The organism is Thiothrix litoralis, from assembly GCF_017901135.1.
Taxonomy (GTDB): Bacteria; Pseudomonadota; Gammaproteobacteria; order Thiotrichales; family Thiotrichaceae; genus Thiothrix; species Thiothrix litoralis.
In genome coordinates this window covers 3161939-3179065 of record NZ_CP072801.1, presented here as the reverse complement: position 1 = coordinate 3179065, position 17127 = coordinate 3161939, and the positions used below count along the sequence as shown (strand labels likewise).

25 protein-coding genes are annotated in these 17127 nt (G+C 51.1%); 4 read left to right on the top strand and 21 right to left on the bottom strand.

Features of this window, described 5'->3' with window-relative positions; translation table 11 throughout:
* The 9 genes from J9253_RS15495 to J9253_RS15455 form a co-directional block, all read right to left on the bottom strand.
* Nucleotides 1-900, bottom strand: coding sequence for a toprim domain-containing protein (locus J9253_RS15495; RefSeq protein WP_210221810.1), 900 nt, complete (start codon nucleotides 898-900; stop codon nucleotides 1-3).
* A gap of 52 nt (nucleotides 901-952) precedes the next feature.
* Entirely contained in the window at nucleotides 953-1141 is a 189-nt protein-coding gene (locus tag J9253_RS15490; protein ID WP_210221809.1) for a helix-turn-helix domain-containing protein, read from the bottom strand.
* 52 nt (nucleotides 1142-1193) lie between these two features.
* Nucleotides 1194-1739 carry a hypothetical protein gene (locus J9253_RS15485; protein WP_210221808.1) on the bottom strand — a complete coding sequence of 182 codons (546 nt, stop codon included), beginning with the start codon at nucleotides 1737-1739 and terminating at the stop codon, nucleotides 1194-1196.
* 56 nt (nucleotides 1740-1795) lie between these two features.
* A complete protein-coding gene (locus tag J9253_RS15480; protein ID WP_210221807.1) occupies nucleotides 1796-3598 on the bottom strand; it encodes a hypothetical protein in 1803 nt (600 codons plus the stop codon).
* Between the two features lie 10 nt (nucleotides 3599-3608).
* A complete protein-coding gene (locus J9253_RS15475) occupies nucleotides 3609-3956 on the bottom strand; it encodes a hypothetical protein (RefSeq protein WP_210221806.1) in 348 nt (115 codons plus the stop codon).
* Complete coding sequence (locus J9253_RS15470) at nucleotides 3953-4462, bottom strand: hypothetical protein (protein ID WP_210221805.1); 510 nt, start codon at nucleotides 4460-4462, stop codon at nucleotides 3953-3955. The genes J9253_RS15475 and J9253_RS15470 overlap by 4 nt, the downstream gene beginning before the upstream one ends.
* Nucleotides 4459-4650, bottom strand: coding sequence for a hypothetical protein (locus tag J9253_RS15465; protein WP_210221804.1), 192 nt, complete (start codon nucleotides 4648-4650; stop codon nucleotides 4459-4461). The genes J9253_RS15470 and J9253_RS15465 overlap by 4 nt, the downstream gene beginning before the upstream one ends.
* Nucleotides 4647-4997 carry a hypothetical protein gene (locus J9253_RS15460; RefSeq protein WP_210221803.1) on the bottom strand — a complete coding sequence of 117 codons (351 nt, stop codon included), beginning with the start codon at nucleotides 4995-4997 and terminating at the stop codon, nucleotides 4647-4649. The genes J9253_RS15465 and J9253_RS15460 overlap by 4 nt, the downstream gene beginning before the upstream one ends.
* Before the next feature lie 98 nt (nucleotides 4998-5095).
* Complete coding sequence (locus J9253_RS15455) at nucleotides 5096-5263, bottom strand: Arc family DNA-binding protein (RefSeq protein WP_210221802.1); 168 nt, start codon at nucleotides 5261-5263, stop codon at nucleotides 5096-5098.
* A gap of 115 nt (nucleotides 5264-5378) precedes the next feature.
* Here J9253_RS15455 and J9253_RS21350 point away from each other — a divergent pair, with 115 nt between their 5' ends.
* A complete protein-coding gene (locus J9253_RS21350; RefSeq protein ID WP_210221801.1) occupies nucleotides 5379-5588 on the top strand; it encodes an Arc family DNA-binding protein in 210 nt (69 codons plus the stop codon).
* A gap of 271 nt (nucleotides 5589-5859) precedes the next feature.
* Here J9253_RS21350 and J9253_RS15445 read toward each other — a convergent pair whose 3' ends face one another.
* From J9253_RS15445 to J9253_RS15420, 6 genes are all read right to left on the bottom strand, one after another.
* Nucleotides 5860-6045 (bottom strand): hypothetical protein, encoded by a 186-nt coding sequence (locus J9253_RS15445; RefSeq protein ID WP_210221800.1) that lies wholly within the window; start codon nucleotides 6043-6045, stop codon nucleotides 5860-5862.
* On the bottom strand, nucleotides 6026-6547 hold the full coding sequence (locus J9253_RS15440) for a hypothetical protein (RefSeq protein ID WP_210221799.1): 522 nt from the start codon (nucleotides 6545-6547) through the stop codon (nucleotides 6026-6028). Before J9253_RS15440 ends, J9253_RS15445 begins: the two co-directional genes overlap by 20 nt.
* A gap of 30 nt (nucleotides 6548-6577) precedes the next feature.
* Nucleotides 6578-7135, bottom strand: a complete 558-nt coding sequence (locus J9253_RS15435) for a hypothetical protein (protein ID WP_210221798.1) — start codon at nucleotides 7133-7135, stop codon at nucleotides 6578-6580.
* Between the two features lie 487 nt (nucleotides 7136-7622).
* A complete protein-coding gene (locus J9253_RS15430; RefSeq protein ID WP_210221797.1) occupies nucleotides 7623-8645 on the bottom strand; it encodes a tyrosine-type recombinase/integrase in 1023 nt (340 codons plus the stop codon).
* The gene (locus J9253_RS15425; protein ID WP_210221796.1) at nucleotides 8638-9984 is read right to left on the bottom strand and encodes an IS4 family transposase; all 1347 of its coding nucleotides are present in this window, start codon (nucleotides 9982-9984) and stop codon (nucleotides 8638-8640) included. Before J9253_RS15425 ends, J9253_RS15430 begins: the two co-directional genes overlap by 8 nt.
* A gap of 13 nt (nucleotides 9985-9997) precedes the next feature.
* Nucleotides 9998-10255 carry a DUF4102 domain-containing protein gene (locus J9253_RS15420; RefSeq protein WP_210221795.1) on the bottom strand — a complete coding sequence of 86 codons (258 nt, stop codon included), beginning with the start codon at nucleotides 10253-10255 and terminating at the stop codon, nucleotides 9998-10000.
* A 133-nt stretch (nucleotides 10256-10388) separates the two neighbouring features.
* On the opposite strand from J9253_RS15420, the gene J9253_RS21180 reads away from it, so the two are divergent.
* Entirely contained in the window at nucleotides 10389-10520 is a 132-nt protein-coding gene (locus J9253_RS21180; RefSeq protein ID WP_266097344.1) for a hypothetical protein, read from the top strand.
* 189 nt (nucleotides 10521-10709) lie between these two features.
* Here the strand turns inward: J9253_RS21180 and J9253_RS15415 are convergent, their stop codons facing one another.
* Together J9253_RS15415 and J9253_RS21175 are read right to left on the bottom strand one after the other, a co-directional pair.
* Nucleotides 10710-11018: a transposase gene (locus J9253_RS15415; protein ID WP_266097396.1), complete on the bottom strand. Its 309-nt coding sequence runs from the start codon at nucleotides 11016-11018 to the stop codon at nucleotides 10710-10712.
* 17 nt (nucleotides 11019-11035) lie between these two features.
* Nucleotides 11036-11179: a hypothetical protein gene (locus tag J9253_RS21175; protein WP_266097343.1), complete on the bottom strand. Its 144-nt coding sequence runs from the start codon at nucleotides 11177-11179 to the stop codon at nucleotides 11036-11038.
* 297 nt (nucleotides 11180-11476) lie between these two features.
* Here J9253_RS21175 and J9253_RS15410 point away from each other — a divergent pair, with 297 nt between their 5' ends.
* Complete coding sequence (locus tag J9253_RS15410; RefSeq protein WP_228291399.1) at nucleotides 11477-11866, top strand: SseB family protein; 390 nt, start codon at nucleotides 11477-11479, stop codon at nucleotides 11864-11866.
* Here the strand turns inward: J9253_RS15410 and cysQ are convergent.
* Nucleotides 11858-12649 (bottom strand): 3'(2'),5'-bisphosphate nucleotidase CysQ, encoded by a 792-nt coding sequence (gene cysQ, locus J9253_RS15405; RefSeq protein WP_210221793.1) that lies wholly within the window; start codon nucleotides 12647-12649, stop codon nucleotides 11858-11860. The genes J9253_RS15410 and cysQ overlap by 9 nt on opposite strands.
* Before the next feature lie 121 nt (nucleotides 12650-12770).
* Between cysQ and J9253_RS15400 the strand changes: the two genes are divergently transcribed.
* Complete coding sequence (locus J9253_RS15400; RefSeq protein WP_210221792.1) at nucleotides 12771-13715, top strand: DNA cytosine methyltransferase; 945 nt, start codon at nucleotides 12771-12773, stop codon at nucleotides 13713-13715.
* Nucleotides 13716-13783: 68 nt separating this feature from the next.
* On the opposite strand, the gene J9253_RS15395 is transcribed toward J9253_RS15400, so the two are convergent.
* The 3 genes from J9253_RS15395 to J9253_RS15385 are packed head-to-tail and all read right to left on the bottom strand — an operon-like array spanning nucleotide 13784 to nucleotide 17117.
* Complete coding sequence (locus J9253_RS15395; protein WP_210221791.1) at nucleotides 13784-14452, bottom strand: hypothetical protein; 669 nt, start codon at nucleotides 14450-14452, stop codon at nucleotides 13784-13786.
* 41 nt (nucleotides 14453-14493) lie between these two features.
* Complete coding sequence (gene nudE, locus J9253_RS15390) at nucleotides 14494-15045, bottom strand: ADP compounds hydrolase NudE (RefSeq protein WP_210221790.1); 552 nt, start codon at nucleotides 15043-15045, stop codon at nucleotides 14494-14496.
* 14 nt (nucleotides 15046-15059) lie between these two features.
* A complete protein-coding gene (locus J9253_RS15385) occupies nucleotides 15060-17117 on the bottom strand; it encodes a beta-propeller domain-containing protein (protein ID WP_210221789.1) in 2058 nt (685 codons plus the stop codon).
* Nucleotides 17118-17127: the final 10 nt, after the last annotated feature.

Sequence of the window (17127 nt, the reverse complement as noted above, 5' to 3'; positions counted from 1 at the left end):
TTATGCCGCCTCGCTGGTCATCAGGTCGTTAAAGTCGGCTTTAACGCTGGTTTTCGGGGTGAGTAGATAGCCATTGCAGGCAATAGCGGCTTGTTTCGCAAAATGAACGCCGGGGTTTTCGATTTTGCCAGCCGTCACGCCTAAGTCATTGTCAGCAGCAAACACTAAATCAGCGTGTGGGTAGCGTGTGCGTATTGCCATCCCAACGGGTTCAAGGTTGCCCGCGTCGAACGCAATAACGACACATTGCCCGGTGATCTGGCGCAGCGTTGCGCCGGTTGCGTAACCTTCGCAGATGTAAACCGTATCCGTTGGGGTTTCAGGCTTGCCGATGTGGTGGAAGTTGCCGCGCTTGCTGCCGAATATCTGCTTATCGGATAGCCCGCCGTCTGCCATTTCGCGCTTCACTGGGTAGATGTATTGCAGGGCTTGCAGTTGCCCGGATACGTCACGAATGGGGATAAGTAATGCGTTGCCAGATTGGCGGATACCGAACGCGCCTACCTGCTTTCTGAGTAAATACGGATGTTCGGGATTAGCAGGCTGTGAGGTTGCCCACGTTTGCCGCTGTTGGGCGATACGTTGCGCCCTTGCCAATGCCGCAGCTTCCTGTTGCCGTGCGTTGTGTGCGTCAATTTCGGCTTTTTTGCGTGCGTATTCTTCGGGGGAAAGGCGCGTGTTGTCAGTACCCCATGATTTCCATGTGTGGTAACTCTCACCTTGGCGGTGATCGTGGTAACGGACAATCACGCCTTTAACGTGCTGGATAACGATGTAACGGCATTTGCCCTTGTTGGGGGCGTTGCCGCCGTCGTGCCACAAGCTATCCTCTTTCAGGTTGTCAAAGGAATAGCCTATATTTTGGTGCATGTGGTTTAGCAGGTCTGTATAATTGGTCATGTAACTTATTCCTTGCCCGGTACGTGTTGGTAGCACTGCTGGGCATTTTCGTTTATGCGGTTTTGCCTACGGTTTGCGCAGAAATGTAAGCGTCTAAATCCGCCTTGCTGTAACGAACTAACCGACCAATTTTAATAAACGGGATAGCCCGCTTAGTAACGCGGTCAAGCTGCAATTTGCGCTTGTTGACTGAGAGATAAGCCGCTGCATCGTCGGTGGTCATGATTTCGGGGTTTTGCATTTTGGTGTGTCCTGTTGTTGCTAGATGTCGCTAGAATGCATTAATAGGCATTTCAAAAGGGGAAACCGCTAAGCGATTTCCATTTCTCTATCCAGTTGCCAACCTGTCGTTCAGTAACAGAATGCTTACCAGCAATATGCTTTTTGAACGCGATGCTCTCCTTTTTTGTCATGCCGTCCTTCCACTCCTTACGCGCCAAATGCTCTTTGGTGTTAGTTTCGTAATTTGCTTTCGCGCTTCTTCGGGCATTCCGGCTTCTTTCTGCATTTTCACTGCTTTCAATCAGAAAATCAGGCAAATGCTTCCTTAATAATTCTAGTCGTTTTGCTTGTGGCAATGCCGCTATTAATGACAATTTATTCATTGCTTTTAATTCAAGCTCATTGAAAAGCCATAATACCGAAGAAGCATCAAGCCCCTCACCTCCCAATATTTCCATAATCTTGTCATTTCGGGTTTCGGCTTTCTTGCCTTCGATTAATAAGCGCTGCTGTCTTTCTTCTTTGGTCAAATCTTTTGAAACCCATGATTCAGGCTCAAACGCATCTGATAAAAATATCTCTGCGATTGCTGCAATTTCTTTACTACGATATGTCATAAAACATCCTTTTAGTTAAATGGGCAGAGGGTTATTAATCCCCTGCCCTGTTTCAATTAAGCAACTAACAAGTATTTAGCTTGACGGTTGCCGGGTTGATATTTCGGGTTAGCAGTCAATACGCCATCACGCGCCGCCCGATCTTGCCAGTTCAGCCAGATGCGCCCCATTTCCTGAATAGTCAGGCCGTATTCGTCCGCGCCGTTTTTGGTGGCCTGACTAATGAAGCGTTTTGCATCACGCGCCCCTGCTGTCATTTCCTTGCTTTGCACCGCATCCAGCCATGCCGGGTACAGGTCGGTTTCTGCCTGTTTTGCGCTACCTGTCAGCTCCACCATTACAGGCTGTTCTGACTGTGCGGGCACAGTGTTTGCAGGCTGTGCGTGCTGTTCTGACTGTGCGTCTGTGCGTGCCTGTAATGACTGTGCGGGCACAGTAGAAGGGCGGGTCTGTGCGTGCTGTTCTGGCTGTGCGGGCACAGACTTTTCCACCAGCTTTTCCGCCATGCGCTCAAGGATAACGTCATTCAGTGGGGCAGGGTTTGCCATGCCTGCATACGCATCAAAGACCGCTGCCTGAATCGCCGCTGGTGAGTTCGCACCGCTGGCCTTCACACTGGCTTGGATTTGCTTAACCGTATCCGCTACGCTCATTTGATTAGCTTGACGGGTAGGGTAGGTAATAACAGGTTCATCCAATGCCCCAATGGATACGATTTTATCCCCATCCCTTAATGACTCCCGGAATGTTTTAACAGGGGCAGAGGGTTTATTTAAACCATCCAGCTTATCAGCCGCTACCTGATAAACATTTTCACGGGCAGTTTGAGCGCGTGAATATTCAGTAGCGATAACCTCTGGTGAGGCTTTTAAACCCGCTTCCACTTTCTCGGCATATTCACCGACAGTTTGGCGGGCTGAATTAGCCATGCCAGTGAATGCTGATGTTGGCGCGTATTCATTGCCGGAAACACCCAATGGGGCAGGGGATACGTATTCAGTTCCCTGCTGGTTATGGCCTGCTTTGCGGTTAATCCGTGCCAGTGCGTTGGCATAGGCAAACAGCGCCATGATGTGCTGAAGCTCAAACACGAAGATCAGCAAGCCCACAACCATTAACATGCCTGAGTTGTTATCTGTGCCAGTCGCTTTGCCAATCGCCTGAAACATGGGCTTATCAAAGTGTTCGCGGATTTTCAGCATACCCTCCACTTTGTTATCCATCGTGGCCTTCGCAGCAGTGGTGGCGAGCTGGTTACTCATAGCCATGCTTTCACGCACAGCATCAACGCGGGCTTTACTGCCTTCGCAGTGCTTTTCCTTGCCTTGCTTCAGACGTTCTTCACATTGTGCCAGCTTCATTTGAGCACTGGCGAAACTGTCGGCGAGGGTAGCGCCACCGATCAAGGATACATTCGTACCTTGGATGGATTGCATCATGCTGGATTGTTCCGCCGCCGTGTTGGCAATGTGCTGCTGATTGTTGGTGGTGCTGAACATTTCAAACAGGATGCCGCTGGACAGGAACAAGCCCATAGCCGCGTATTGGCTTGGCTTTAGCTTCCAGCCCTCTGATCGGTGAATAGCAATGTCTTCGTAAACGGCTTCCTTGCTGGATGCGAGGAAGAATGCCAGCACAAAGCTGATGAAGGAGAAGATAGCCAAGGCTATGTACTCATTGCTGTTTTTCTCCACGAAGGAGGCGATACCCCATACGTCAGAGACGTACAGCATGAACACGGCGACGATATACAGCCCGAAGGTAGCGACTTTCGCCCACTGCATCAGACGATGGTTTTTAATGGCGCGGTGATGGTCGGTTGGCAACATGCCACTGGATTTTGGAAGTTGGATTTTCATAAATTACCCCTTAGAAACTATTCGCTAAAATGTACATACCGATGGATGCCATCATGACCCTCAGGCCGTCTGTAGTGCTCCACACAGTCATTAGGAAGAACAACCCGATAAGGAGTTGCCCCACGAAGGCAAGGGCTGAAAACCCGAAGTAGTGGGCATAGAACAGAAACGTGCTCAACACGTACAGGAAGCCCGCCGCATTCATGGCGATAGCCGCACGGATGAATAGCTTGTTCCAGTCAACCCGATCGACCAGCGCCGATAGGGTGGATACAGTGCTATCCAAACTGGGGTGGTGGTAGCTGCGTACCGCGTTGATGTGTGCCTGTTCGGATGCGGTTAAGAGTGGATTACTCATGACTTGCCTCCTTCGATCAGCAGGGCTTCCAGATACTCACGACCTTGATAGCCGTGCTTTGCTGCATATTGCTGGTATTCCATCGGCAAGCGCCCACGACCAGACCACAAGCATTCCACGCCACCCACGATCAGGCGGTAACGGGGTGGTGCTCTTCTGGCGTGTGGCAAGCCTTCGGGCAACTTGATTCCTGTAACAGTTTTCAAGTCATCATCGGGCAACTTGATTTCTGTAACAGTTTTCAAGTCTGGATGACGGTAATCAGCAATCAACTGCTGAACCGCTGCCAAACACCCCACAGGTACGCGAACGACTGCCGTTTTTTCCGCTACGGATTTGCGCCCACTGCCTTGACGGTTGCCGCCGTGTGGGGCAGGTAGGTCAAATAGCTGGATTTGGTCTAACTTGATTTCTGTAACAGTTTTCAAGTTAGCTTGCGCGGTCTGGTTTTCAGCTTGTAGGGCGACAAGATCGGATAGTGAGAAAGGTTTGCTTAGGTTGCTCATTGTTGCGCCCCCATTGCATCAGTCAAGCCAGCACGGATACTTTCCGCTTTGACTTCATGCGCGTTGTCAGTGTAGACCGCACTGTATGCGCCTAATCCCCAATGAGTAGTGGCATAGTCGGGGTCTGTGGTGCATCCAGTGATTAGGCGTAACCCGTTGATAAGCTCAATTTTGATGAAGAATTTCATGGTTGCACCTCCGGCAAATCCGCACGGACTAGCGCCCACAAGGTTTGCAGGTTGGCTAATTCAGCTTCCATGCCTTCGAGTGCGGCTTGTTTCGTTGCAGGTCGGGTGAAGAATTGCCCCAATACGATGGAATGCGACTTCATGCGGGTTGCTGCATCAGAAAGAGCGTCGAGACGTTGTTTCGGGGTGAGGGTGGCGTATGCGCTAGATAGACCGTTATTCACCATAGTTTCAGCGAAACGCGCTAATGTGCGTTGATTTTCTGGACTCATCAGGGGAATCGCCCCAAGGATGCGTGATTCAAACTGACTGTAGTTTTCAGTTTCAGTTGTGTTAAGATTTGCCATTGCTGGACTTCCTTTTGTATGGGTTTCAGTAACTTGGCTGAAAGGGTGGCTCAATACCCGATTAGCCCTTAAATGCCCCGTAACAGGGGCGTTTTCGTTTATGCCGTTTGCGCTTTCCGTTCTGCCTCCTGTTTTTCCGATTTCATGCCTTTCTGAACCAGCTCCAAAAGCTGCCCATTCATTGAGCGGTTGTTTTCGCGTGCCTGCCTTTTGATCTCTTTGAACATTTCGGCTGGCAAGCGGATTTGCGTTTGCTGTTTTTCCATTTGCTTATAATCCTAATAGGCTATTTCAGTACAAGTAAGACTGTATCAGCCTATTTTGCTGATTGCAATCACCTTAGTTTAGAATCGTCTATTTCAGTACATAGAAGGTTGATAGATGGCGGATCAGAAGGAATTCACACAGACACAAATCAGGCTACCATCACCACTGTATGAGGAATTGAAGGAATCAGCAGATAGGAACTTTCGCAGCATGAATGGTGAATTGCTGTACTGGATACAAGTTGGACTTGGAAGGGCTACGCAACCACTATCAGCAGAAGAGACACGCCGTATTGTGGGAGAGGAACTAGACAAACGTGGGTGAATCTTTGAGAGTTTCGCGGGTAATCGCCCCAAAGATTCGCCCACGTTCGCCCAATTGTGAGTAGGGGTCACATTTGAAATTCCGCCCCATTTCCTCAAAATGAATGCGGGGAAATCCCGTATTTAGTCCAGGAACGGCATAAGTTTTTGCTAATATTCAATTGGGGGGTAGGGTATGCGTTAAAGCCATGATCTTATTAAGAAATTCGGGTTTTATTTTCGGTACGCCAGACGCAAGAAAGCCGGAATGAATCCGGCTCTTGGAGTTGTGGTTATCGCCTTGGGCGTGTGATCTGGAATTTTCCAACCTCAAAAAACAGCTTTGCTAGTTCCACATGAACCGCTGCACCTTCCGCCGTTGGGTCTTCAAGTAATTCCTCTGCAATGTCCATAGCAAGCTCAATAAGCCTATTGCCACTGTCGATGTAATCAACGTACTTAACTTGCTGTTTTTTCATGGTGTCTTGCTGCCTTTGCTTCGTTGATTTGCTGTTCAAGTATCACGCCACGTCCGACTAATGCCGCTTCTTTAGCCGCCATTTCTTCCGAACCGATTTGGTACAGAAGTTCGAGCTTTTCAGTGTCGATGACACGGTATTCAGGTGTTTCAATGCCAAGCTCTTTCATTGCCAGCATTTCAACGATTTTGGGCAATGCCGCTCCCGCTTGTGCAATCTCTAGCGCACAATCAGTTGCGGTGAGTTCGCCACTCTTCAACCGTAAAATGATTGGTTCAAGGTCTGCATCGTTCATGATTTTAGGTTTTCCATAGCCACGATCTAGCAGGGAGTTTGCCGCTATCGCCCGTTGGGGTGATTCAGGGTTAGCCACAAGCTCCACAAGCGCATTAATGGCTACTTGCGTATGTTGCCGTGCCAATTCACGAACGCCGATTGTAGCGGCATTCAATGCGCCTCTCTTGCGTCCTGCACCTTCACGTTTTCCGCCTCGCTTTTCCATTTTGAATAAATCCTCTGGAATGATTGTTTATCAAACGCCGTAATTCAGGCTGTACATGTTCTGCGGTCGCTGGCAACCGCTACCAAAGTCTTCATAAGATTCAAATAGTTGTTGGGCATTCGGTGGCAAGTCGCTTGCTAGTCCCGTTTCAGAAAATGACACCCATTCAGCTAGTTCGCTTTCCAGAGGTTCGAGCTTTTGCACGGCTTCGGTAGCGTCATAATCAGCAATAATCCGCTTGGCTTCTTCGGCTTGAATGCCAGAATCAACCAATGCTTGACGCTTGCGGTCAACAGCCGCTTGACCGTTGGCAATCTCGCTACGCAAACCACGTATTGAGCTTGGAAGTTCGTGAAACTGTCGATGTGTGCGAATCCCGATGAACTTATCAAGCAATTCCTTACGGTCGGCAATATCGAGCGTCAAAGCTTCGAGTTCCTGCGCTCTTGCTTCGATAATGCCGTCAACACCTTTCGTAGCAACATTGTATTCTGCCAGCGTAGAACGGCATTGGTGCAGGGCATCCAGCTTGCTGGTGAGTTCGTGACGTTTCAGGCAAACGCCCTTGAATGATAATGGTGCGGTCATTTTTAAAATCCAGTTTGAAATAAGCGAATAGTTTGAATGTTTATCAGAACTTGGCTTGATGCGGTTTCCTTGCGCCACACTGCATGGTGAGGGTTCGCCACTGGGTGTTGAATGCCTGCTTTTCAGGAATAGCAGAAATAGCAGAAATAGCAATAGCAAACGTGTGAAAGTGAAAACAGGGTGTTATGAAATTATAAGTTATTGATTATATTATATATGTATATTTATTAATCACTTATACTTACTCAATACTGATTAGTAATTAACCTAAAAATAGCAAGAATAGCAGGAATAGCAAAAAATCAGGGTGGAAATAGCAAACCACTGAGAATTCATGAATAGCAGAACTGGCAAGAATAGCAGGCTATCCAATCCCCAATGGTGAGACACAAAAAAGCCGAAACAATGCCCGGCTCTTGATGGTTGTTCGATGCTGGAAGTTATGCCGCTTTTCGATGGTTAGCAATGTAGCCTTTCAATGCTTCATTTAGGCCGTTTGCTTTTTACCCAGTGGCACTACCTCAGCACTGCCAGACTTGCCCGCTATGCCCGTCATCCGTTGGCTTGTGCCTTCCAGTGCATCCCGTAAATTGTCTTGTGCAAAGCGTGCGTAGCGTTCTGTCGTGCGCAGGTCTTTATGATTGAGAATCTTACCCACCAAATACAGCGAATTGCCCGCCTGTACAAGCCAGCTTGCAATGGTGTGGCGTAGATCGTGAATATGCACATCTTCCAGCCCTGCCCGCTTCCTGATGCGTATCCACGGCTTTTTCAGGTCTGCCAGATGCGCCCCTTCTTTCAATCCGGGGAATATGTGCGGGTTGCCCTGTAATCGCGGGATACCCTCAAGGATTGCCATTGCTTCAACTGTCAGGGGCAAGTAGTGAGGCCGCCCGCCTTTCGAGTCTGGAAGGATGAATTGACGGTTTTCAAAATCCACTTGTGACCATTTGGCGGATAGTAGTTCTGTTTTCCTGAATCCCGTTAGCAGATACAGCCAAAACGCTGAACGCGGGTAAATATCCTCTTGTTCAAGCGATTCAATCAATGCTGGCAATTCTTCGGGTGTTACATACCGATCGCGGGGAAGTTCACGAAAAAAACTGATGCCCTTTGCAGGGTTGGGCGTGCCAGCAGGTACAACACCCCACTTTTCCGCCTTGGTGAGCATTGCCGATAGGATTTTCACAACCCTGTTTGCGCCTGCCGGGTATTTACCACCAATCTCAAGATGAACGCTTGTTACTTGGTCATGGGTAATATCCACCACTGGATAATTCCCGAAATGCTTTATCAGGTGTAGCCGGATTCGGCTTATCTCTTGCTTGTAGCCTTTATGGTGCGGCATGACTTCCCGCGTTATGTAGTCCTCTGCAAAGTCCTTAAACAGCATGGCCTTACGTGATGCGTCACGCTTTGCGCTTGGGTCTTCACCGTCCAGCAACATAGACAAGTCTTTCCTTGCACGGTCACGCGCCTGTACCAGCGTTAACGCCATCTCTTTATACACAAATCAGTCCTTCCCCCAATTCACTAGCCATCTGAATCCCATAAATACAGTCCAGCACCCTTGAGTAGCCCAACCAGATACTTTTAGCTCCCGGTTCGCCATCGCATTTTCTGCCCAGAAAGCCCCCCAGTTCTGCCAGATTGCGGATCACTTGATTGAGGGTAGGTATGCCATCGGGCAGTGCTTTTTTGCCGAGCCGGAAGGATACTTTCCATTCCAGCGGGTCAAACACCAGCTCAGCCGGAAGTTCTGGGCAGGTACGCCCCAACCGCATCAGAAACATAATCCGCCAGGCCACCATGATGTAGAGCGCGAGGGCTTTTTCGATGCGCTCTTTAGTGTCCAGTTGCAGTTTTTCGACGCGACAGCCAACTTTCAGGACATCAAAAAACATTTCGATTTCCCAACGCGCCCGATACCAGTCGATGAGTTCACAAGCGGCATCGGCGGTCTCTACACAACGGTTGGTGACTAAACGCCAAATGAGGGGCGATTTTCCGGCGGGTGGGTTGATTTCTTTGGCTTGAACCAAGGTCAATAGCATCGGGTGCTTGCTCTTGGGACGCAGGGTATAACGTAACACCTTGATTTCCTGTACCACTTTGCGGGCTTTTTCACCCTGCTTGCGCGGTTTGGTAAAGGTGATGCGGGTCAACGCCTGTTGTTGCTCAATGGCATCCCACAGTTTGAGGTCATCTCCTAAGGCACGGTTATGTTGCGCCCGTATCAGCAGGTCAGCCGGGTAATCCAAGGCTTGTGCCCGTTTGAGCAAGTCGTAAAAGTCGCTTTCACGGTCGCCCGTATAGATGAGCCGGTGTCCGGGGCAGCGTGCCGCCAGTTCGGCTACCCGTTCATACCCTTCGATCCAGCGACGGCTTTCTTTGATGCTGGGGTTCGCTTGGTCGGCGGCTTTGCTCAAGCCCCGTGACCACATCCACGTATCGGTGATGCCCAACGGCAGGCGTTCCGGGGTGATACACAAGGTCGGATGCAGGTACATCCCGCGTTGCTTATCGTAGGATAACCGCCCCAAGCCCTCGGTTTCCTGTCCATTGAAGTCCAATTCGGTGGTGTCTTGAATGCACAGGATAATCTTCGAGTCTTGTTGACGGATTCGGCACTCTGTCGCTTCAAAGTGGGATGCCATCAAAGCATCATGGCTCACCGCCTCATTCCAGAAGAAACGGTACGTCGCCAAGGTACTTGACCAACTCTGGCAAGCCTTGGGGAGGCTGGATTGGGGCGCTTTCAGCATGGCATTGAGAATATGGGCGGCGCGTGTTTCGAGGCGCTTGTCTCCCAAATCAAGATCGGTGAGTTCGCTAGATGACCAGTTCATAGGTGAAAATTGCTTATCTTACATCAGCTTGGGACTTGTGTATAAGGAGATGCGTTAACGCACCATGCCCGCCGATGGTCTTTAAGCGTTTAATTCGCCCGTGTCGGTAGGAAATCACAAACACCTTTTTCCCACTGGGATAAATGCGGATACCAAAGCGTTCAAGTTCAGTATCCCACCATACATCCCGCTCATTTTTTGCCGCGTCTTTGCCGTAAGCAATGCCCTTTATAAGCGTTTCTGTGAGTTTCGCTCTTTTCTCTTCATCCATAAGTCACCAAGGCCAAAATTTGAATGAGTCACCACAGAGTCACCACGATAAACGAATCTAGGTGTATTCAGGTGTTCTTAGTGAAGAGAATAACTTGTTTTAAATGTAGGTGTTAGCATTTAGGTGTAGCTAGATGTTTATGCATTCTCAGCTCTCCGAAGCCGAGGGTCGCTGGTTCGATTCCAGCCGGGTGCGCCACTTTGACCGCGACAATAGCCGAAAACTACCGGAAACACAAACCGGGCAAGCCTTCCAAGCCTCCTAGCGTCATGCCGTTTTTTTAGCAGTTTCCGTTTCCGTAGGGCTTGAAACAGTTACTGTAAAACCTAATCGCACCTATCCAATACTATCCATTTTGGATAGATTCTGAAAAGATCAAATAGTAGCAGCAAAAACACCGTCGACTAGACAACTATCACGATACGCGAGTGCTGGTTTTGACATCCTCCTCGCCCTAGGCACACGTCCATTCTCTTATTCCAAGTCCTGCTCTACCTTTCGGACTGTTGACAGAAATACTGCCGCAACACGAGCAAGCTTGGGTAGTGTACGCTTCGTTGACTTCCTCAAACACCACTGACCGCGCGATCGCTTTGTATTTCAGTTGGGTTTTCAGCATGAACCAGCCTGCATCCAAGACGCTTTTCGCCATCGTGGTTTTGGCTAAGGCGGAACTGCTGACGTTGCCGACAACGATGAATTCATTCTCACACACCCGCTTGGTGGTGAACTTTTGTAGCGCATCTTTACGCTTGTTTTTGATCTTGGCATGGATCGCTTTTACGCGCTTTTCTGTTTGGCACGTTGGGCAATGCCTAGCTTTGCTTCGAGGTTGCGGTAGAAATTTCTAGCCACCGCGTTGTCGCCATTGCTGCACGTCATAGAACACCATTCAGCGGTTTCCTGATTCGCCTCAAATGCCATGCGTGACAGAATCGCCGCGTGTTTGTCGCGAACTCTGACCGATAACGTTTTGAGGGATGTTGTAGGGGTAGTTATCAGCCGATGATGACCCGTTTAGGTGTGAGTGACAACGGGAAAACCGTATGAAAGGCAGGAGATACGCCACCAACGGATAGGTTAGCTAAAGACGCTTATATCCCCGACCTGAAGGACAGGGTTTTACGCGAATATTGGTAAACCTATACTTCTTGCGGGTCATTGTGCTGGGCGATGGTATTCATTACTCTTTCAGGCATTTACTACGGGAAGGACAAGCTCATGCAAACAATGAACGAAGCGGAAGAACTGTTGGTGAAAGCGCAGTCCGGTGAGCTGGATGGTGATGCTTTCATCCAGAAGTTGATGGAAGTGACGCTGTTCATGCCGATCTATGAAAAGGTTCAGATTGGCGGCTTGCAACCGACCACCAGCGATCAGGCCGTACCGCTGACGCTGGATGATGAATCAGGCAACAAGGTGCTGATCTTGTTCACCAGCCCGGACATGGCGAAAACCTTTGTGAAAGGTTTCCCCGGTTACGGCGGTGGCCTGCTGGCTGAGTTCAAGTGGATTATCGAGAAAGTCGGCGTCGGTTACAGCATTTCGATCAACCCCGATCATGAGATGGGGATTGATCTGGAAGTGGGGATGTTGCAGGGCTTACACTAAATACTGCGACCAGTCGCGGTAATCACGCCCGAACACGAAAAAGTACGGGTTGAGCAGGGAGTCCTTGGTGTTGTAACGCATGGGCTGCATGTCGGTGCGGGTGAAATGCCCGCCTGCTTCTTCCACAATGATTTGCGCGGCGGCGGTGTCCCATTCCGAGGTCAGCCCCAGACGCGGGTAAATGTCGGCGGAACCTTCTGCCACCAGACAGGCTTTTAAAATACTGCCCATCACGGCGTATTCATGTTCCCCAATACGTTCCAGAAATTGCGGCATCACCGGGTCGCGGTGCGATTTGCTGCCCATGACTTTGAGCGGCGTGCCCGTGGCGCGGGTGCTGATCGGGAAGGTTTCACCGTTGGCTATTTTGAATGCGCCACCGCCTTGGTGGGCAAACCACGTTTCATTCAGCACGGGGGCGTGAACCACGCCGAGGATTGGCTGGTGGTTGTGTACCAAGGCAATCAGGGTGCTGAATTCGCCGTTACGTTTGATGAATTCGCGCGTGCCATCGAGTGGGTCAACTAGCCAGTAAGTTTGCCATTGGCTGCGTTCGCTGAACGGCAGTTTGGCGGATTCTTCCGACAGTACCGGGTATTGGGGGGTCAGCGCGGTCAGTGCATCCACGATATGGTGGTGCGATGCCATGTCAGCCGCTGTCAGCGGGGAATCGTCTTGCTTGTGTTCCACGCCAAAATCAGCGGTGCGGTAGACCGCCATGATCTTGTCGCCAGCGTCTTGGGCAATGCGAACGGCGGCGGGTAGAAGTGTCGCTAAATCCATGGGGTTTTTCCCTGTTATTTGGTTTGGTGTGACGGATGGCATGGCTGGGCAGACAGGGCATTCTTGCCTTGCTTTGCGCTTGGAGGCTATCATGCTCGGATAGTTTTAAGCAAAAGTTGTTATGTTAAAAGTTGCGTCGTTTTTTGCTGGAATTGGTGGTTTTGACCTTGGGATGGAACGTGCTGGTATGGAAGTGGTGTTTCAGTGCGAGGTGAACCCATTTTGCCAGCAAGTCCTGAATAAACACTGGCCAACAGTGCCGCTGTATGCGGATATTAATACCGTGCAGCCATGCGATATTCCTGCCGATACGCAAGTTTGGTGTGGCGGCTTCCCCTGTCAGGACTTGTCTCTGGCAAACCAGGGCAAACGTAAAGGATTAGAAGGTGAACGCAGTGGATTGTTCTTCCAATATGCAGCACTCATTGCCGCTCGAAAACCCCGTTGGGTCATCATCGAAAATGTCCCCGGTCTGCTTAACAGCCATGAAGGCAAAGATTTCCGGGTTCTCCTCGAAAAGTTGGATGAATTCGGGTACGGCATTTCGTGGCGAGTATTCGATGCAAAATATTTTGGAACACCCCAACGCCGTCGTCGCGTCTACCTTGTCGCAAGTCTTGGCAACCTCCGCTCCGCCGAAGTACTTTTTGAACGAGGGCCACTTGCAATCGCTTATCGTGCGGGCATCGGCCAGAAAGAAGCCCTTGCCGGAGAATCTGGAGAGGGCGATCAGGAAACAGATTGCTACGCTATCCAACACGCGGGTATTGGCAGAAAGCCCAGTGCAGGCCCCCAAGCCAAAGGCTACCGCAACGACGGTGAGTCCTACACCCTTGACAGCCGGGGAAGTGCCGATGCTGTATGTCAGGCGATTGATGCCTTCCGAGTGCGAGACGCTTCAGGGGTTTCCGCCGGGGTGGACGGAAATCGTTACCGGGCAGTAGGTAACGCGGTATGCGTCCATGTGGTGGAATGGATCGGGCGGCGCTTGCTGGCTGTGGATGCTGAGTGGCAGGCCTCACTCCAACGTGATGTAGGGTTCAGCAAACAGGCTGTTGCAGGGTGAACCTTGGTTGGTGATGGCTTGCACAAAAGAGCTGTAGTTGGTGAATAGCGAGCGTCCCATGTCAATTTTTAGTGCCAAGGAGTGAGGGGCGCATTCAGGCCGAGTGGTTTCGGTCGGGTCTTCCACAAATGTGAGTAATGCCAGTGTCCATCTTGCTGTCTGCGCCATGCGTTGGTGACTAGCGGTGCAGTTTTTTTGACTGGCTGGGTCAGAATTTCCACGTTGGGCGATGACAGTTTTTCCCATTGGTCAATGTGGCGGGTCAATTCACCTGTTGCAGTGGTTTCGCCACCGCCCTGCATTTCCAGAATTACCGGGCGGTCTGGTGCTGCCAGTGTTGATACGTTAGGGTTGCGTCGCCACATGACGTAATCAGCGGAGTAACTGCTGTCCTCGGTGACGGGAATGGTCGTTTCGCGTTTGACCAGTACGTCTTGTCTGGCAATCTCCGCTGTGAAAATGGTTTGTGCAACTGAATGCAAAATGATTTTTTGGTGTTCGTTTAAGGGTTGGTCTTTGGGGGATGTGGCACACAGACGATGTGAGCAAACAATCCAGAGTTCACGTGTGTCGGCATTCCAAACCGAGCAAACAGGTTTGTTGCCACGGGCAGCTTTGTCACAGTGGGCATTTCGGAACGGGCAGGGTATTCTGGGGCGCGATGTAACCTGAATAGGCGTGATGGGGACGCCCGTATCGGTTCTGACGCCCAAATATTCTGCAACAATAACGGTCATAGCCCTTTCCGTGAGGTGGTTTTGTCCGACCGATTATTGCACTAATGTTGGTGTTTTCCTAGCCAGTCTTGCGCCAGATACAGCGCCAGCAGGCTGCGGCCTTCGGTGAAATCGTCCTGTGCCAGCAGTTCGGCGGCATCGGCAAGTTTCCACGGCACCACTTCCAGTGGTTCGGGTTCGTCACCGTCGACCCGGTGCGGGTAAAGGTGGCGGGCGATGATCAAGTGGGTGTGGTGTTGCATGTAGCCGGGGGAGAGGCTGACGCGCCGCAACAGGTGCAGCTCGTGTGCGCCGTAGCCAACTTCTTCCATGATTTCGCGCTTGGCAGCTTCTAATATATCTTCGCCGCGTTCCACCTTGCCTTTGGGGAAACCGAGTTCGTAACGCCCGGTTCCCGCAGAATATTCGCGGATCAGCAGCATCGTGTCGTCATCCAGCATCGGCACGATCAACACAGCGCCATGCCCACGACTGGCAAGGCGCTCGTAAATGCGGCGTTCACCGTTGCTGAATTCTAAGTGGAGTTCTTCCACATGGAACAGGCGGCTGCTAACAACAGGTTGGATGGTGTGTATCGTGGGTGGTTTTTGCATCCGCCGATTCTAACCTACCACGCCTGACTTATCACCTTGTCGCCGTGCAGGTAATGGATGAATTCGCCAATCATCACCGAACGGTCATTTGACCATTGGTAGCTGGAATAGCCGTAGTTGGGTGACGAGGGCGCGGTTTCGCTGACAATCGGCGCCAGTGCCTGCATCGTGCCGGTTTGAGTGTTGATGTTCAGACGGTATAGCTCATCCTGTGTCCAGTTGTAGTAAGTGCTCGCACCGGAAGGGTAATTGGCAGCACCGTCATGCAGACTGATCGGCAAGGCAACTTGCAGGTTGTTGCCTTGCTGCAAGGTGGTTAGCGCGTGATGGCTTTGGGAAACGGCGGTTTCCGTGCCGCGCTTGCCGATGATGATTTTTTGCTGTTCGGAAGGGTTCGCAGGGTCAGTGATGTTAATCAGGGAAAGTTTTACGCCCTGATACCACGCACCACGCCCGCTGTCGCCACCGTCAACCGCAATCGCATCTTTGCCAATGCCCAGCAAGTAATTGTCGCCAACCGGGTGCAGGTAGTCGGAATAACCGTCAATTTGCAATTCGCTGGCAATGTACGGGTCGGCGGGGTTCGACAAGTCCAGCAGGTACAGCGGGTCGGTGGTGCGGAACGTCACCAGATAGCCTTTGTCGCCGAGGAAGCGGGTGGCGTAAATCTGTTCACCGGGTTTACCCAAGGCTTGCGGACGGGTGTTGTTAGGCAGTGTCGCGAGGGTATCGAGTGACTGGTTCGCGGTATTTTCTTGCAAGGTATATAGCCGCGCAGGCGATGGGTTGGTCGTTAGGTTATTGTCACCATTGTAGGTGATGACGCGCAGCACATCCTTGTATTCGCTCATGCGGAACGGCTTCTGCTCTTGCTGCCCGCCCAGATGTCCGTCAACACGCCCGGAACCTCGGTAGTTGATGCCGCCTGCCAGCGAGAATTTGTGCAAGTCGGTGGTAATGCTGGGTGGGTAATAGGCGATGCTGCTGGATGCAGCGGTGTCGCTGGGGTAGCTGTAACTGGTGGTCGCCAGATAAATCGCATCGCTGGAAGCATACAGCGTTTCGGTATCACCCGCGAAACACTTGCCTTGTGGTGTCGGTGTGGCACTGTTCATGTCAATCGCCAGCAAGCTGATGATGCTGCTCTGGTAGCTTTTCTTGGCAGTGTATTGCGTCATGAAGCAATCCGTGCCGCTGAAAATGGCGTTTTTACTGCCGTCATTGAGTTGGTAATCAGGCAGGAAATCGACCAGCGTGGCGTTGTTGATCAAGGTGCGGTTCGCGGCGGCTTCCGCTTCGGTGGTGGGGTATTGCACCAGACCGACCAAGCTGGGGGTCGAGCGGGTGGCCAGATACAGGGTGGAACCGATACGGCGGCTGCTGATGACTTGCCCATCCACGGTCAGTTTGGCGGTCTGGGTAGGGTTTTCGGGGTTAGCAACGTTCAGCAAATACAGTTGGCTTTGCTGGTTTTGCCAGAAACTAGGCATGAACCAGCGGCTCCAAATGCTGTATATCTGCTGCTCTTCTGCGAGGGCTGCCAGTGTGTTGCTATCCAGATACAGCCCGGTCAAGCGTATGTTGGTGTCATTGCCTAATGGCAAATCTTTTACCAGTGTGTTGCCTGCCCCGTTTGTTTTGAAAATGCGCACATTGGCTTGGTCTGTGGCAGTGGTGTAGAGGTATGTGCCATCGGTTTTGATGCGGTCGGCTTCGTCGACATCTGTTTCCTGTGTGTTGGTGCTGGAAACGCTCTTGGAGGTGTCGGCTGTGGCTGTCGGAGAAGTCGTGGCGGCAGCTACGGGTACTGCATAGCAAAAATCACCGCCACAGCCGTTGTAGATGGAGTGTGCCGTGCCGTACATGTCCAACATCTGCTGTTTGAGCAGGCTTTCCAGCTCGGCGTTGGAAGCGGCTTTCAGGGCAGGTTTGCTGGCAGTAGTGGAGACATTGGTATTATCCGTATTGGTCGTCGTATTCGTGCTGACGGTGGTGCTGGAACCGCCGCCACCACAGGCACTGAGTAGTAAGGCGATGAAAATGCTTAACCCTAATGAGTGCAGATTTTTCATAATACCCTCC